Genomic DNA, 16611 nt, shown 5'->3' on the forward strand with positions numbered 1-16611 from the left:
GTCATATCCCCAGTGCGGGCAACGTCGGTCGCACGCCCCAGAAGGCGATGCTCAGCAGGACGTCGGCGACGGTGATCGTCACGATGCTGGTGCGCAGTGCACGACCGGCGGCCTTGCCGACGCCTTCCGGGCCGCCGCTGGCGTAGTAGCCGTGTGCGCAGTGCACCAGCGTCACCACGATCGCGAACGCCACGGCCTTGACCAGCGAGAAGAACACGTCGTCGGCGGTGAGCACGAGCCGGAAGTAGTAGTTGTAGGTGCCTTCGGAGACGCCGACCAGCTGTACCACCGCGATCCCGGTGGCCAGGTAGGAGGCGAACAGCCCCACCAGGTACAGCGGGACGACCGACAGGAACGCCGCCATCATCCGGGTGCTGACCAGGTACGGCAGCGAACGCACCGACATCGCCTCCAGCGCGTCGATCTCCTCGGAGATGCGCATCGCGCCCAGCTGCGCGGTGAACCCGGTGCCGACCTTGGCGGCGAGCGCGATGCTGGCCACCAGGGGCGCGATCTCGCGGGTGTTCACCACGGCGGCGGCCAGCCCGGTCATCGGCGAGAGCCCGAGCAGGTCCAGCCCCCGGTAGCCCTCCAGACCGACCTGGGTGCTGGAGACGAACGACATCGCGAACACCACGCCGATCGTGCCGCCGCCTGCCAGCAGCGAGGCCGAGCCGAGGCTGATCTCGCCGACCAGCCGGGCGACGTCGCGCCGGTAGCGGGCCAGCACGTGCGGGATGGCCGCGATCGCCTTGAGGTAGCAGGTGAAGTGCAAGCCCGCGGCGGCCAGCAGGTCGACCGCGGACCTGCGCCGCGGGGCCGCCATCAGTACTCGCCCTTCGCGGGCACCAGCAGCGGGTAGAGCTCGGTGATGACCGCGTTGGCGATGAAGACCAGGATGAACGAGATCACCACGGCCTCGTTGACGGCGTTGGCCACCCCGCCCGGCCCGCCCCTGGCGGTCAGGCCCTTGAAACAGGACACCAGCGCAGCCAGCACCGCGAACACCGCGGCCTTCAGCAGCGCCACGACGAAGTCCGGCACCCGGGAGAACTGCGTCAGGGTGCGCAGGAACGCTCCCGGCGCGTCGCCGAGCACCAGGACCTGGAACAGGAACGTCGTGGTGATGCCGACCAGCAGCACGATGCACGCCAGCAGCGCGTTGACCACCATCGCGGCCACCACCCTGGGCACCACCAGCCGTTCCACCACCGGCAGCCCCATCACCTCCAGGGCGTCGACCTCGTCGCGGATCTTGCGCGCGCCCAGGTCCGCGCACATCGCCGAGCCGCCCACGCCGGAGATCATCAGCGCGCAGATCAGCGGCGCGGCCTGGCCGACGATCACGAAGGCAACCACCGCGCCGCCGTAGCCCTGCGCGCCCAGCTGACCGGCCAGCGAGCCGACGTTGAGGGCCACGACGACTCCCAGCGGAATCGTCACCAGCAGCGCCGGAAGGGTGGTGACCGAGGCCAGGAACACGGCCTGCCGCAGGAATTCGGCGAAGTTGAACCGGGCCCGGCGCGCGCACCGGAAGGCGGCTCCCGCGGTGCGCACCGCGAAGTCCAGGAGCAGGCCGGCCTGCAGCAGCGCGTCGGCGATCGGACCGCGAGTGGTGGGCAATCCCCGGTGCATCCGGCACTCCTCCCCGTCGAGGTGCCTGCAGGACCTGGAACGAGCGCACGGCTGGAGTTGTTGCGGGCGGTGGTCGGTGCGGACCTGTTCGGCCGAGTCCGGTCGCGAGGACCGTGCCGACCACGTTCTGGTGTCCGTCGCCCGGATGTCAATGCCCGCCACCCGAATGCCGCGCGCCCGGTGCGGCGGGGATCAGCGGGCCGCCGACCGGATTTCACGCCTTCCGAGCTTATCCACTGTGGACATCCAGATCATTTGTCCAATGTGGATCTACGGGATGGGGCTCGAGTTCGAACACCGGCTCGATGCAGGGAAAACGGTGGCCCGCGGCTCGCACTGCGGTGCCGCTGCGCTGCTCATACGATTCCGGTTGCGCCTCCTGACCAGGGGATAGGAGGAGAGTCGATGGTCCTGTCGTTGCCTGGCGGCACGATGTCCGGGGAGGAATCCGGCCACCCGAACAGCGTCGCACGTTCGGGTGATTTTCCGCGCAGTGCTGCGGTGCTTGCGCGGATGCGCTCGGAGAACTTCCCGGTCGCGTCCCGGATCCTGCCGCACGGCCTGCGACGGCACCTGCACGCGCTCTACGGGTTCTTCCGGCTCGTCGACTTCGCCGGGGACGAGGCGCCGGGCAACCGCGACGCGCTGCTGGACTTCCTGGAGGTCGATCTCCGCCGCGCCTACCAGGACTCGGCCCGCATTCCGATCCTGCGCGCCCTGACCACCACGGTTGCCGAGTGTGCCATCCCCCACGACGTGCTGGTCAAGTTGATCGAGGCCAACCGCCAGGACCAGCAGGTGCGCCGCTACCGGACCTTCGACGACCTGCTCGACTACTGCGCGTTGTCGGCCAACCCGGTCGGCGAAGCGGTGCTGCACGTCTTCGGCCGGGCCGAGCCGCCGCTGGTGGCGCTGTCCGACCGGATCTGCAGCGCGCTGCAGATCCTGGAGCACTGCCAGGACATCGCCGAGGACTACCGCCAGGACCGGGTGTACCTGCCGACCGACGACATGCGGCGGTTCGGCTGCCAGGAGCCGGACCTGGTCGCGGTGCGCGCCCCGACCCGGCTGCGCGGCCTGATCAAGTTCGAGGTGGACCGCGCGCGGCGGATGCTCGAAGACGGTGCGCCCCTGGTCGGCTGCTTGTCCGGCACCGCCCGCGTCGCGGTCGCCGGGTACCTGGCCGGTGGCCGGGCGACGGCGGCGGCCTTCGCCGGGGCCGACCACGACCCGCTGGGGCGCGACGTCCGGCCGAGCCGGGCGCGCACGTTCGTCGAATGGGGGCGGTTGTACGTGTTGGGAGGGGCGCGGTGACCGAATCGACGCGAGTCCATGACGCCTATCTGGAGTGCGAGCGGATCACGCGGGAGCAGGCGCGGAACTTCTCCTACGGGATCCGCCTGCTGCCCGGTCCGAAGCGGCGGGCGCTGTCGGCGGTCTACGCGTTCGCCCGCCGCGTCGACGATATCGGCGACGGGCAGCTGCCCAGCGAGGAGAAGCTGCGCCTGCTCGCGCTGGCGCGCGAGGACGTCCACGCGACCAGCACCGATTCAGTGGATCCGGTGCTGGTCGCGCTCGCCGACGCGGCCGAACGCCTCCAGGTGCCGCTGGGGCCGTTCGACGAGCTGATCGACGGCTGCGAGGCCGATGTGCGCGGTGCGCGGTACCGGACGTTCGACGAACTGCTGCACTACTGCCGGTGCGTGGCCGGATCGATCGGACGCCTGTCGCTGAGCGTCTTCGGCGTCCTCGACCACGTCACGGGCGAACGCCGCGCCGACGCGCTCGGCGTCGCCCTGCAGCTGACCAACATCCTGCGCGACGTCCGCGAGGACCACCTCGACGGGCGCGTGTACCTGCCGGACGAGGACCTGGTGCGCTTCGGGGTCCGGCTGGAACCGGGCGACGGGCGGACCGAGGACGAGCAGCGGTGGGCATCGCTGATCCGCTTCCAGGCCGCGCGTGCCGAGCAGTGGTACGACGACGGGCTGCGCCTGCTGCCCATGCTCGACCGGCGCAGCCGTGCGTGCTGCGCGTCGATGGCCGGGATCTACCACGAGCTGCTCGCGCGCATCGCCGCCGACCCGGGCGCTGCCCTGAGCCACCGGACCTCGCTGTCTGGCTGGCGCAAGGCGGGCGTCGCGGCGCGGTCGCTGGCGGGGATGGCGCCGTGAGCCGCGGGCGCGTGGTGGTGATCGGCGGCGGCCTGGCCGGGGTGACCGCCGCGCTGGACCTGGCCGAGGCGGGTTTCGCGGTCGAACTGCTGGAGACCCGGTCGCGGCTCGGCGGAGCCACCTACTCGTTCCAGCGCGGTGACCTGGTCGTCGACACCGGCCAGCACGTCTTCCTGCGCTGCTACACCGCCTACCTCGACCTGCTGCGGCGGCTCGGCGCGCAGGACGCGATCAGCATCCAGCGCCGGTTCCAGGTCCCGGTGCTCAGCCCGACCGGCCGCGCATCGCTGCTGCACCGCTGGAACCTGCCGGCGCCGGGACACCTGCTGCCCGCGTTGCTCGCATACCGGCAGCTGACCGCGGCCGAGCGCGCACGGGTGGCGCGGACGTCGCTGGCGCTCAGAAAGCTCGACCCGGACGATCCCGCGCTGGACCAGGTCAGCCTCGGCGAATGGCTGCGCCAGCACGGAGAATCACCGCGCGCGGTGACAGCGCTGTGGGGCCTGCTCGGGGTGGCGGCGCTCAACGCGGTTCCCGACGAGGCATCGATGTTGTTGGCCGCCAAGGTATTCCGCACCGGTGTGCTGGATCGCAGCGACAGCGCCGACATCGGGATTCCGCGCGCCCCGCTGGCGCAGCTGCACGGCGACAGCGCCCAGCGGGCTCTGCTGGCCGCCGGCGCCGAAGTCCGGGTGCGCTGCCGGGCGCGGGCGATCCGGCGCGCTGGAGCGGGTTTTCACGTGTTCGCCAAGGAAGGCGCCAACAGCCGCGAGTTCTCCGCCGACGCGGTGGTCCTGGCGGTGCCGCACCAGGCGGCCGCCGGGTTGCTCGCGGACCTGCCGGTGCCCGGCGTCGCGCGGTGGGCGCAGCTGTCGGCCGCCCCGATCGTCAACGTCCACCTGCACTACGACCGGCAGATCACCGGGCTCCCGATGGCCGCTGTCCTGGATTCCCCGGTGCAGTGGGTCTTCGACCGCAGCGCGATCTCCGGCGCACCGCACGGCCAGTACCTGGCGATCTCCCTCTCGGCTGCCGAGGAGTACGTCGACATGCGCACCGAGGACCTGCGGACGCTGTTCGTCCCGGCCCTGCAGCGCCTGTTCCCGCGCGCCCGGCGAGCACGGCTGCTCGACTTCTTCGTCACCCGCGAACCCAGCGCCACCTTCCGGCAGGCACCCGGCACCGCGGCGATCCGCCCGGACGCGCGCACCCCGGTGCCGGGCCTGGTGCTGGCCGGTGCCTGGACGGGCACCGGCTGGCCCGACACCACCGAAGGCGCGGTGCGCAGCGGTGCGCGGGCCGCCCAGGTGGTGACCGCCGACCAGCGTCGGCACCACGGCGTGGAGGTGACCGCATGACGACCGTTCTGCCGTCGGCACTGCTCACCGCGCGGGAATCCGTCGACCCGGTGCTGCGCCGCGCGGTCGCCCAGCTCGACCCGGACACCCGCCGCGTGTGCGAATACCACTTCGGCTGGCGCGGCGCCGACGGCTCACCGGAGGGCGGTGGCGGCAAAGCGCTGCGACCGGCGATGGTGCTGCTGTCGGCGCAGTCCGCCCGCCCGCCGGGACCACCCGACCAGGCTGTCGCCGCTGCTGCCGCCGTCGAGCTCGTGCACAACTTCTCCCTGCTGCACGACGACGTGATGGACGGCGACACCTCGCGCCGGCACCGGGCCACCGCCTGGACCGTCTTCGGCCGGCCCGCGGCGCTGCTGGCCGGCGACGCGCTGCTGTCGCTGGCCACCGAGGTGCTGCTGAACTCGACCTCACCGCACGCCGCGGCCGCGGCCCGCTCGCTGTCGGCCACCACCCGCGTGCTGATCGCCGGACAGGCCGCGGACCTGGACTTCGAGCACCGCCACGACGTGACCCTCGACGAGTGCTTGCGCATGGCGCACGACAAGACCGCCGCGCTGCTGGCCTGCGCCGCCTCGATCGGCGCGCTCAGCGCCGGGGCCCCGCAGGACGCGGTGTTCGGCCTGCACACCTTCGGCACCGAGCTCGGGATGGCCTTCCAGCTGGTGGACGACTTGCTGGGGCTGTGGGGCGATCCGGAGGTCACCGGCAAACCGGTGCTGTCGGACCTGCGCGCCCGCAAGAAGACCGTGCCCGTGGTGCACGCGCTCAACTCGGGCACCACCGCGGGCGAGCGCCTGCGCGAGCTGTACGCGCGGCCGGAACCGCTCACCGAGCAGCAGCTGCGCGAAGCCGCCGAGATGGTGCAGCGCGCCGGATCGGCGGACTGGACCCGCCGGGAGTGCCAGCGTCGGCTGACGGCCGCCGACGCCCACCTGCCGCGCGGCCCGCAGGACGTCACCGAGGCCTTGACCGAACTCGCCACGTTCATCGTACGGAGGAAGCTTTGACCGATCAGCTGCAGAAGCAGGCCACCCGCGCGCTGGTGATCCCCGATCCGCGGACCGCGCTGGTCGCCGCCCGCGACCACCTGCTGTCCCGGCAACACCCGGACGGCTGGTGGAAGGGCGAGCTGGAGACCAACGTGACCATGGACGTCGAGGACCTGCTGCTGCGGCAGTTCCTCGGCATCCGCACCGCGGTGGAGACCGAGCAGGCCGCCCGCTGGATCCGCTCCCAGCAGCGCTCCGACGGCACGTGGGCCAACTTCCACGGCGGACCGGGCGACCTGTCCACCACCGCGGAGGCCTACACCGCGCTCAAGCTGGCCGGCGACGACGTCGACGCCGAGCACATGACCGCTGCGCGCAACTGGATCCTGGAGCGGGGCGGGCTGGAGGCCACCCGCGTGTTCACCCGGATCTGGCTGGCGCTGTTCGGCGAGTGGTCCTGGGACGAGCTGCCCGCGATGCCGCCCGAGGTCGTGCTGCTGCCCAGCTGGTTCCCGCTGAACGTGGCGGACTGGGCGTGCTGGGCGCGCCAGACCGTGGTGCCGCTGACGGTCGTGTGCACGCTGCGCCCGAGCCGGGACCTGGGCATCACGGTCCAGGAGCTGCGCACCGGCCGCCGCGCCGAGCCCGCTCGCGCCGAGTGGTCCTGGAGCTACGGGTTCAACCTGCTGGACCGGGCCTTGCACCGGTACCAGAAGCGCCCGTTGCGGACCTTGCGCAAGCACGCGATGCACCGCGCGGCCGAGTGGATCGTGGCGCGCCAGGAGGCCGACGGGTCCTGGGGCGGGATCCAGCCGCCGTGGGTCTACTCGCTGCTGGCCCTGCACCTGCTCGGCTATCCGATGGACCACCCGGTGCTGCGGCAGGGCCTGGCGGGTCTGGAGCGGTTCCTGATCCGGGAGCAGACCTCCAACGGCGTGGTGCGGCGGCTGGAGGCCTGCCAGTCCCCGGTGTGGGACACGGTGCTCGGCATGCAGGCGCTGCACGACGCCGGTGTGCCCAGCGCGCACCCAGCGCTGCGCCGGGCGACGGACTACGTGCTGGCGGAGGAGATCCGGGTCAAGGGCGACTGGTCGGTCCGCCGCCCGGACCTGCCCGCGGGCGGCGGCTGGGCGTTCGAGTTCGACAACGACGGCTACCCGGACATCGACGACACCGCCGAGGTGCTGCTGGCGCTCAACCGCATGGACCACCCGGACCAGGTCGCGGTGCGGGGCGCGATCGAGCGCGGCGTGCGCTGGCTGCGCGGCATGCAGTCGGCCGACGGCGGGTGGGGAGCCTTCGACGCCGACAACACCCGGCAGCTCGTCCGCAAGCTGCCCTTCTGCGACTTCGGTGAAGTGATCGACCCCCCGTCGGCCGACGTCACGGCGCACGTGGTGGAGGCGCTGGCGACGCTGGGGCACGACGACGAGGTGGTCCGGCGCGGCGTGAAGTGGCTGCTGCGCAACCAGGAGAAGGACGGCTCCTGGTTCGGCCGCTGGGGCGCCAACCACGTCTACGGCACCGGCGCGGTGGTCCCGGCGCTGGTGCGCGCCGGGTTCAAACCCGAGCACCGCGTCCTGCGGCGCGCGGTGAAGTGGCTGGAGAAGCACCAGAACGCCGACGGTGGCTGGGGCGAGGACATGCGCTCCTACGACGACCCGGAGTGGATCGGCCGCGGCGACTCCACGGCTTCGCAGACCGGGTGGGCGCTGATCGCGCTGCTGGCCCTGGGACGGCACGAGACCGACGCGGTCCAGCGCGGGGTGCAGTACCTGGCCCGCACGCAGCGCGCGGACGGAGGCTGGGACGAGCCGCAGTTCACCGGCACCGGCTTCCCCGGCGACTTCTACATCAACTACCACCTGTACCGGGTGATCTTCCCGCTGACCGCCCTCGGCAGGTACCACCGGGCCGGGCAGTGAGATGCGCGCACGCCTGCTGATCTGCGCACCGCTGGGCCTGGAAGCTCAAGCGCTGCGAGCCGCGCTCGGCCGCAATTCCGTTCGCCGCACGGGATTCGGCCCGCGGCGCAGTGCCCGCAGCGCCACCGCACTCGCCGCGGAGGACTTCGGCCTGCTCATCGTCGCCGGTCTCGGCGGCGGCATCGGCGAGGGCGTTCGCAGCGGCGATGTGGTCGTGGCCGACGAGGTCCGCGGGCCGGACAGCTCGGTGCGCTGCCGCGCCGCGCCCGCGCTGGCCGCGGAACTGCGCCGCGCGGGATTCCCCGTGCACTCCGGGCCGATCCTCACCACCCGGCACCTCGTGCGCGGCGCGCAGCGAGCCGAGCTGGCCCGCACCGGTGCGCTCGCGGTCGACATGGAGTCCGCAGTGCTCGCACGAGCCGCACGGGAGATCGCGGTGGTGCGGGTCGTGCTCGACACCGCGGAGAAACCGCTGCTGCGGTGGGGAACACCGCGCCGGGCGCTGGCCGCGCTCGCCCGGCTGCACGCCGTCGGTACCTGCCTGTCGCGGTGGAGCCGCGCCGCGGCACCGCGGGACCACCACACACCTGAGGAGGTGTTCTGAATGGGTATTCCGGTGCGCCAGGCCGTCCGCGTCGGCGCCTACCTGGCCAAGCAGAAGCTGGCCCGCCGCACGAAGTTCGCCCTGACGCTGGAGCTGGAACCGCTGTTCGCCTGCAACCTCAAGTGCGCGGGCTGCGGCAAGATCCAGCACCCGGCGAACGTGCTCAAGCAGCGGATGCCGGTCGAGCAGGCCATCGCCGCGGTGGAGGAGTGCGGGGCGCCGGTGGTCTCCATCGCCGGCGGCGAACCGCTGATGCACCCGGAGATCGAGGTCATCGTCGAGGAACTGATCAAGCGCAAGAAGTTCGTCTACCTGTGCACCAACGCGCTGCTGCTGCCCCGCAAGATCGACCGGTTCCGCCCGTCGCCGTACTTCGCGTGGGCCGTGCACATCGACGGCCTGGAAGAGCGGCACGACGCCTCGGTGTGCAAGAAGGGCGTGTTCGCGCAGGCGGTGGACAACATCAAGGACGTCCAGGCGCGCGGATTCCGGGTGACCACGAACTCCACCTTCTTCACCTCCGACACGCCGCAGTCGGTGATCGAGGTGCTCGACTACCTCAACGACGACCTGAAGGTCGACCAGATGATGCTCTCGCCGGCCTACGCCTACGACAAGGCACCCGACCAGGAGCACTTCATGGGCGTGGCGGAGACGCGCGAGCTGTTCCGCAAGGTCTTCGCCGACGGCAGGCGCAACCGGTGGCGGTTCAACCACTCGCCGCTGTTCCTGGACTTCCTGGCGGGCGAGGTCGACTTCCGCTGCACGGCGTGGGCCATCCCGTCCTACTCGCTCTACGGCTGGCAGCGGCCGTGCTACCTGATGAACGACGGCTACGCGGCCACCTACCGCGAACTGCTGGAGGAGACCGACTGGTCGCGCTACGGGCGGGGCAACGACCCGCGCTGCGCCAACTGCATGGCGCACTGCGGCTACGAGCCGACCGCGGTGCTGGCCACCATGGGCTCGCTGCGCGAGTCGATCCGGGCCCTGCGCGGTTAGCAGGGGTTTCAGTGGTTGGTTTGCGTGGCGGTGCGGGTGGCGGCCCCCTGCGGGAGTTACAGCGCCCGCCTGGCTGCGGGATCCCGCTCTTATGTATGTCCGATACACGGCGAACGGGCTGTCCTCGCCAAGCGAACGCTGAGAACCCGCGGCGGTGCCGGCGGCGAGGGTGCACTAAGCGGCTTCGCCGCTTCAAAGACAAAAGAGCAACAGAACCAGGCACGAGAACAGAAACCCTGTGCTCAGCCCAACCGGCGGGCCAGGCCGCGGAACAAGCCCGGCGCCGCGCCCTGCAGCCGGGCCGGAACCGCGAGCCAGGCGGGCACGAACACCTCCGCCCGGCCGCGCTGGACGCCCTTGACCAGCGCCGAAGCGACCTCCTGCGCGGTGAGCATCCGCGGGAAGCGCCGGTCGTAGCGGCGGCCGGCGAAGAACGGCGTGCGCACGGCACCGGGGAACACCGTGGTCACGCCGATGCCGTCGAGGCGGAGGCTTTCCGCGAACACCCGCACACCGGCCTTCGTCGCCGCGTAAACCTCCTCGCCGCGCACCCCGACGGCCGCGATCGAGGAGACGAAGACGACGTGGCCGCGCCTGCGCCGCAGCTCCGGCAGCACCGCGCTGGTCAGCAGCATCGGCGCGGTCAGGTTCACCGCCGCCAGCTCCGCAACCCGCTCGGCGGGCATCGACGCCAGGTCACCGGCCCAGCCGACACCCGCGCAGTGCACCAGCAGATCCACCTGCCGTGCCGCGGTGACCACGTGGTCGAGCTCGGCCTCGTCGGTCAGCTCGGCGGCCAGCGCCCGCCCACCGGAGCGCTCGGCCACCTCGGCGAGCCGCCGCCGGTCCCGGCCGACGAGCACCAGCTCGCACCCGTTGGCGGCGAGTTCGGCGGCGGTGGCCGCGCCGATGCCGGAGGAAGCACCCGTGACCAGCGCGGTCCGCCCGCGCAACGTCAGCCCCACGTCGGGTCCGAACCGCCGTCCGCGCGCTCGAGCGCGCGGCGCAGCTGCTCACCGCGGCGGGTCAGGATCACGATGCCCACGACGATGACCACCCCCGCGATCACTTCGCCGGCGAGGATGGCGGGGGAGGACTCGATGCGCTCGCCCAGCCAGCTCACCCCGATCGCCGCCGCCACCAGCGGGTCCACCGTGGTGATGACGGCCAGCGCGGGCGACATCAACCGGCCGCGCTGGAAGGTCTGCTGGCTGAGCAGGAAACCCATCGGCCCGATCACGCACACCGCGTAGAGCGTCCAGTGCTGGAACGGCTCGGCAGGCCCACCGGTGCGGAACTGCCCGGCCACCACCTTGATCAGCCCGGCGGTCACCCCGTAGAGCACGCCGGTGGCCACCGCCATGCCGATCACCCCGGCCTCCCCGGGGATCAGCTGGGCCGCCGCCAGCGACACCACCACCAGCAGGCCGAGCGCCAGGGCCAGCGGCAGGATCGACGCGCCGGTGAACTCGCTGCTCTGCCCGGAAGGCCGCGCCAGCACCAGGAACGCCGAGAGCCCGCCGACGCAGGCCAGCCCGCCCAGCGCCAGCACCAGGTCCATCCTGCGGTGCGCCATCCACGCGGCGAAGGCGGCACCGAACAGCACCGAGGTCACCAGCAGCGGCTGCACCAGCACCAGCGGTCCGAAGGCCAGCGCCACCACCTGCAGCGACAACCCGATGATCACGGTGAGGATGCTCAGCACCCAGATCGGCTTGCGGACCAGGTCGAACAGCATGCGAGGGCTGAAGGTGCGCACCTTCGGCACCTGCTTGGTGACGCGGTGCTGGATGGCGCTGGCCAGGCCGAAGCTGGCCGCGCCGACGACCGCGGCGGGAACGGCGATCACCAGCACCGTGCTGTTGGAGCTCACCGCCGATCACCTGCCCGCAGGTCGTCGAAGGCGGCGCGCAGGTGCGCGGTCAGCACTGCGGCGTCCGGGGCGAGCCCGGTGTCCGTGGTGACCCCGAACCCGACGTGGTCGGCCCAGCTGATCGCACCCACGGCGATGCCCACCCCGTCGGCCAACGACAGCACGGGCAGCACCCCGGCGAGCCGTGCCTGCCCCACGTGCGCGGGACGGCGCCGCCCGGGCAGCACCGACACCACCGCGCCGAAGAACCGGCGCTGGTAGATCCGCCGCACGATCCACGCGTGCAGCGGCGCGGGCAGCGCACCGAGCGCGGCCAGCACGGCACCGGACGCAGCCGGCTGACCGGTCCGGTCCGGTTTGCCCAGCTCAGCGGACACCGCGCTGAGGCGCCGCGCGACGGGCATCGGGCCAACGGGCAGATCCAGCGACACCGACGCCGTGTGGTTCCCGGGTGCCTCAGCACCCGCTTCACCTCGCGCGATGCGCGGCACCATCACTCGGAAGCGCTGACCAGGCGCGGGAGCGGGCAGGGCCCGGTGCAGCGCTTCGGCGACCACACCGAGCAGCAGCGCTGTGCTGCTCACACCCAGCTCCCGCGCGCAGGCGCGCACCTCGACGGCCGGGAGTTCCAGTCCGGCGAACGACCGGTTCACCGTGCTGGGCCCCGTCCAGGCGCTGCCCGGTGCCCGGCCCGCGCCCGCCAGGCTCAGAAGCCCTCGCGCGACCTCCACCGGACGCCGCTTCGGCCCCGAGCCGGGGGTCGAGGCGGGGTGCGGGCCATCGGTCAGCAACCGGAGCAACGTGCTGGTCACCGCCACACCATCGCCGAGCGCGTGGTGCAGCTTCGCCAGCAACGACACCTCTCCGGAGCCGGTCTCGTGCAGCAGCAGGAGCTCCCACGGCGGCCGGTCGGTGGCCACGGCGGTGCCGAAGAACTCCTCGCGCACCTGCGCCGCGGCCTGCTCCCCGCGGACCTCGCGGCAGCGCAGGTGATCGCCGGGCTCGATGGCCGCATCGTGGGCCCACTGCGGTCGCCTGGCCCGCCGCAGCACCAGGCGCCGCGTGAGCATCGGCAACCGGCTGGCGCGCCGCTCGATCCGCCCGCTGATCTCCTCGCGCCATTCGGCGGTGCTCCGCGGTGGCCCCTCCAGTCGCAGGACCGCGCCGGTCTGCTGCGCGACGAGCCGAGTGGTGGCGTAGACGAAGAAGGCGTCCTGCGGCCGGAGAGCGCGGCGCCCGTGGTGCCGGGGGAGCTGCGCCAGCGCGGCCACCTGGTCGGTGAAGTCCGCGACCTGGCAGTGCTTGAACGCCCGCTGCTCCTGCTGGACGAGCTCCTCCGGTTCCGCGGTCCAGCGGCGCAGCGTCGCGGTCAGATCGGCGGCGCCCGGGCACAGCTCGGCCAGCCCGGCCTCGGCCATCAGCTCGGCGTTGGCCCGCCCGTGCCCGGCGATCGGCTCGAACATGATCACCGCCCGCCCGCAGGCGAGCGCTTCCAGCGCAGTGGCCCCACCGGCGTTGCTCACCACGACGTCCGCGCAGGTCACCAGGCCCGGCATGTCCTCCACCCAGCCCAAGGCGACCAGCCGCTCCTCGTCGTGAGCGGCGAGCCGCTCGCGCAACGCGTCGTTGCGGCCGCAGACCACGACGACCCGCGCCACGCCCTCGGCGCGCAGCGCGGCGTCCACCGCGCGCTCCACCGAGCCGAACCCGAGCGAGCCGCACGAGACCAGCACCGTGAACCCCGACTCCGGGAGTCCGAAGCCGCGCCGGGCGGCAGCCCGGTCACCGGGCCGGAAAGCCGAGACCACCGGCGGAACGCACACGGCACCCACCGCGTCCGGCTCGGCCCGCCGCATCTCCCGCAGGCTCGCCTCGCTCATCACGTAGTGCAGGTCGGCCTCGGGATAGACCCAGAACGGGTGCGGGGAGAAGTCCGAGACCACCGCCGCCACCGGGACGTCCAGCTCACCGCGGCGCCGCAGCCAGTCCAGACCAGCGGTGCCGAGCGGGTACGTCGAGACGATCAGGTCCGGCCGGGCCTCGGCGATCGCCCGGCGCAGCCGCCGCCCGCTCCACGCCCCGACGAACCGGCGGGAGCCGTTGGCGAACCAGCGGTAGCGCCACAGCGACGCGTAGAAGAAGTCGTACAGCCACGGCGTGGACTCGACGTTGGTGACGTAGATCCAGTTGAACGCGGCGGGCACCCAGCGGCCCATCGCGCGCAGGGCGTCCAGCCAGCCGACCTCGCACCCGGGCCACGCCCGGCCGGCCGCCTCCGCCACGGCCCGGCCGGTCGCATTGTGCCCCTCGCCGATGGTCGCGCTGACCAGTAGCACTCGACGCGGCTGGACGGTCACGCGGCTGGATCCCTTCACCCCGGATCGTGCCACCGCAGGCTAACGTGACCAGCCGGTTCCAGCCGCTCGAAGTGCTCCGGGCCCGCGCGCTACGCCTCCTGCGAAACCGGTCCGCGGCTGCCGACCTCGCGGACCGTTCCGTCGGTGAGGTGGTAGCACAGGCCGACGATCGCGCAGCGGCCCGCCTCGACCTCCTTGGACAGCACGGTGGAGCGCTCCAGCAGCAGATCGGTGGTGCGCTGGACGTGCACGTCCACGATCTCGTCGACCTCGGTCTTGCCGTCCGCGCGGGCGGACAGCACGCTCGGCGTCACCCGCTCGACGATGTCGCGCAGGAACCCGGGCGGCGCGGAACCCTCGACGACGGTCTGCCGCGCGGCGGTCACCGCACCGCAGGAGTCGTGGCCGAGCACGACCACCAGCGGCGCGCCCAGCACGCTGACGCCGTACTCGATGCTGCCCAGCACCTCGGGGCCGGTGACCTGACCGGCGGTGCGCACCACGAACAGGTCGCCGAGCCCCTGGTCGAAGATGATCTCGGCGGCGAGCCGGGAGTCGGAACAGCCGAACAGCACGGCGAAGGGGCGCTGTCCCGGCGCCAGCGAAGCGCGGTGGTCGGCGTCCTGGTTCGGGTGGCGAGGGTTGTTCTCGACGAACCTCCGGTTGCCCGCCCGAAGTTCTTCGTAGGCGTGCGCGGGGGAGATCGGTGCGTTGGACATGCGGAAACGCTACCGCACGGACTTTCGAGGAGTCTTGTTCGGAAGCCGTGATCCGGACATCTGAGATCAGTGCCACTCGATTCCGCGCATCGGGTGAAAACCGCCGCCCCGGAACGGTGGTCCTGCGTGCGCGGCCGCCCACCGCGGGCGTGCCGGTGGCTCGCGGCGGTCTGGACCTCGGCGTAGTCTCAACCAGCGGTGGACCCGTTCCAGACCCGGCTCTCGACGATGCTGGGGCTGTTGAGTTTTCAGCCGCCGGTTCACGAGATGGCCGCCGACGCACCACCGGCGCAGAGGTCTGGGCGAAGCCCTCGGCGGGGGGTTGGCCACCGGCGGTCGGTGGTGAGACGGGCGAGGGGGCTGCCTCACCACCGATCGGCCTCAAAACCCGTTGGCCGGGCGGCGACTCAGCGCAACCCGGTGCTCAGTTGACGCAGGGGATGCCGTCCGCGGTGATCGTTTCGGGCTCCGGTGCGCTGCTCTGCTGCCGGGCCGGGCCGTCGAGCGAGACGGCCTGCGGCGGTGCGAACCCCGGTGCTGCCGGGCCGCGGTAGTCGCTGCCGATGAGCACCTGGACGCGGCCGCGCGACAGGGATCCGCTCTCCTCGGTCGGCAGCCCGCCGAGCAGCGAAGCCACCTGAGCGGCGGTGGCAGTGGCGTCCGGCGCGTACCGGACGACGGAGGTGTCGCGGGAGCCGGTGTTGCCGACCTTGCCGACGTCGACGCCGCGGTCGGACAGCTCCGAGCGCACCCGCTGCGCCAGGCCTGCGGTCCGCGTCGCGTTGAGCACGTCCACAGTGGCCGCGCCGGTCTCATCGTTCGGTGGCTGCGGAGCCGAGGGGTTGATGGTCTGGTTGACGGCCGCGCGGACCGCGCGCGGGTCGACCAGGATCGCCTGGCCGTCGTCGGGGGTGTCGTACTCGGGGTCCTCGATCGGGATGGTGGTGAACCGGACGGCGCCGCCGGCCAGCCCGCGCATCCGCTCGGCGAAGGCGAGCACGTCCCAGTCGCGGTCCAGCACCACCGAGTCCTGCACCGATCCGATCAGGTCCCGCAACCGCGCCGGGTTGGCCAGCACACCGCCGGAGAGCATCGACTGCGTCAGGCCGGACAGGAAGGCCTGCTGGCGCACCACGCGGTCGAGGTCGCCGCGCGGCAGCCCGTGCCGCTGCCGGACGAACGCCAGCGCGTCCGGGCCGGAGATGGTCTGCGGCCCGGCGCGGAAGTTCGCCCCCGAGTAGCTGTCCTTCGTCGCCGCCACCAGGCACACCGGGACACCGCCGACGGCCTCGGTGATGCGGGCGAACCCGAGCAGGTTGACCTCGGCGTAGTGGTCGACGGACACCCCGGTCAGCTGTTCCACGGTGCGCACCAGCAGCTTGCGCCCGGCGTCACCGCCGGTGCGCGCCAGGTGGGCCGCGTCGGTGGCGCCGCGCTTGGTCTCCGCGGCGACCGCGGTCTCCCGGCCGCGCGAGTACGCGGAATTGATCTTGTGCCGGCCGTGGCCGGGCATGTGCACGTAGGAGTCGCGCGGGAAGGAGAACCCGGTCGCGCTGGACCCGTCGTTGGGGATGTGCAGCAGGATGATGGTGTCGGTCAGCGCCGCGTCGTTCTCGCCCGCGCGCAGTTCGCGCAGCACCTCGGCGGGCAGCGGGTTGCCGTGCGCGTCGGTGCGGCTGTCCATGCCGACCAGCAGGATGTCGATGGCCCCGTCGGCTCCGGCGCCGTCGGTGACGTCGCTGGTGGCCAGCCCGTTGAGCAGGTCCCGGTAGTTGCTCCAGCCGTAACCGGTCACCACCAGCACCAGCACGGACAGCATCGTCACCGCCACGCGCACTGCGGTGTTCGGCCGGGGCGGGGCCGGGCGGCGCGGGGGAGTGGGGTGGCGGTACGTCGTCCTGGTCTGGGGCGGCAAGGTCCCTCCGGCTGGGTGCTGGTGCTGCGAGGGTCGAAAACCCGTTCCAGGATCGCA

At 72.5% G+C, this 16611-nt stretch carries 14 protein-coding genes; 7 read left to right on the top strand and 7 right to left on the bottom strand.

What is annotated here, in order from left to right; genetic code table 11:
- Position 1: 1 nt before the first annotated feature.
- Positions 2-826 carry an MlaE family ABC transporter permease gene (locus ATL45_RS31400; RefSeq protein ID WP_093146099.1) on the bottom strand — a complete coding sequence of 275 codons (825 nt, stop codon included), beginning with the start codon at positions 824-826 and terminating at the stop codon, positions 2-4.
- Positions 826-1635, bottom strand: a complete 810-nt coding sequence (locus ATL45_RS31405) for an ABC transporter permease (protein ID WP_093146098.1) — start codon at positions 1633-1635, stop codon at positions 826-828. Before ATL45_RS31405 ends, ATL45_RS31400 begins: the two co-directional genes overlap by 1 nt.
- 405 nt (positions 1636-2040) lie before the next feature.
- Here ATL45_RS31405 and hpnC point away from each other — a divergent pair, with 405 nt between their 5' ends.
- The 7 genes from hpnC to hpnH are packed head-to-tail and all read left to right on the top strand — an operon-like array spanning position 2041 to position 9690.
- Complete coding sequence (gene hpnC, locus ATL45_RS31415; protein ID WP_093146096.1) at positions 2041-2949, top strand: squalene synthase HpnC; 909 nt, start codon at positions 2041-2043, stop codon at positions 2947-2949.
- Positions 2913-3809, top strand: a complete 897-nt coding sequence (gene hpnD, locus ATL45_RS31420; protein WP_093146095.1) for a presqualene diphosphate synthase HpnD — start codon at positions 2913-2915, stop codon at positions 3807-3809. The genes hpnC and hpnD overlap by 37 nt, the downstream gene beginning before the upstream one ends.
- Complete coding sequence (hpnE, locus tag ATL45_RS31425) at positions 3806-5167, top strand: hydroxysqualene dehydroxylase HpnE (RefSeq protein WP_246025660.1); 1362 nt, start codon at positions 3806-3808, stop codon at positions 5165-5167. The genes hpnD and hpnE overlap by 4 nt, the downstream gene beginning before the upstream one ends.
- Positions 5164-6177 (top strand): polyprenyl synthetase family protein, encoded by a 1014-nt coding sequence (locus tag ATL45_RS31430; RefSeq protein ID WP_093146094.1) that lies wholly within the window; start codon positions 5164-5166, stop codon positions 6175-6177. Before hpnE ends, ATL45_RS31430 begins: the two co-directional genes overlap by 4 nt.
- The gene (gene shc, locus ATL45_RS31435) at positions 6174-8084 is read left to right on the top strand and encodes a squalene--hopene cyclase (RefSeq protein WP_439332471.1); all 1911 of its coding nucleotides are present in this window, start codon (positions 6174-6176) and stop codon (positions 8082-8084) included. Before ATL45_RS31430 ends, shc begins: the two co-directional genes overlap by 4 nt.
- A gap of 1 nt (position 8085) precedes the next feature.
- Positions 8086-8688 carry a phosphorylase family protein gene (locus ATL45_RS31440; RefSeq protein WP_093146093.1) on the top strand — a complete coding sequence of 201 codons (603 nt, stop codon included), beginning with the start codon at positions 8086-8088 and terminating at the stop codon, positions 8686-8688.
- On the top strand, positions 8689-9690 hold the full coding sequence (hpnH, locus tag ATL45_RS31445) for an adenosyl-hopene transferase HpnH (RefSeq protein WP_093146092.1): 1002 nt from the start codon (positions 8689-8691) through the stop codon (positions 9688-9690).
- Between the two features lie 242 nt (positions 9691-9932).
- On the opposite strand, the gene ATL45_RS31450 is transcribed toward hpnH, so the two are convergent.
- The 5 genes from ATL45_RS31450 to ATL45_RS31470 form a co-directional block, all read right to left on the bottom strand.
- Positions 9933-10649 (bottom strand): SDR family NAD(P)-dependent oxidoreductase, encoded by a 717-nt coding sequence (locus ATL45_RS31450; RefSeq protein ID WP_093147248.1) that lies wholly within the window; start codon positions 10647-10649, stop codon positions 9933-9935.
- Positions 10646-11563, bottom strand: coding sequence for a DMT family transporter (locus tag ATL45_RS31455; protein ID WP_246025661.1), 918 nt, complete (start codon positions 11561-11563; stop codon positions 10646-10648). The genes ATL45_RS31450 and ATL45_RS31455 overlap by 4 nt, the downstream gene beginning before the upstream one ends.
- The gene (locus tag ATL45_RS31460) at positions 11560-13920 is read right to left on the bottom strand and encodes an MGDG synthase family glycosyltransferase (RefSeq protein ID WP_093147246.1); all 2361 of its coding nucleotides are present in this window, start codon (positions 13918-13920) and stop codon (positions 11560-11562) included. Before ATL45_RS31460 ends, ATL45_RS31455 begins: the two co-directional genes overlap by 4 nt.
- 89 nt (positions 13921-14009) lie before the next feature.
- Positions 14010-14639, bottom strand: coding sequence for a carbonic anhydrase (locus ATL45_RS31465; RefSeq protein WP_093146091.1), 630 nt, complete (start codon positions 14637-14639; stop codon positions 14010-14012).
- A gap of 424 nt (positions 14640-15063) precedes the next feature.
- Entirely contained in the window at positions 15064-16470 is a 1407-nt protein-coding gene (locus ATL45_RS31470) for an LCP family protein (RefSeq protein ID WP_246025662.1), read from the bottom strand.
- Positions 16471-16611 lie beyond the last annotated feature (141 nt).

This window comes from Saccharopolyspora antimicrobica (assembly GCF_003635025.1).
Classification (GTDB): Bacteria; Actinomycetota; Actinomycetes; order Mycobacteriales; family Pseudonocardiaceae; genus Saccharopolyspora; species Saccharopolyspora antimicrobica.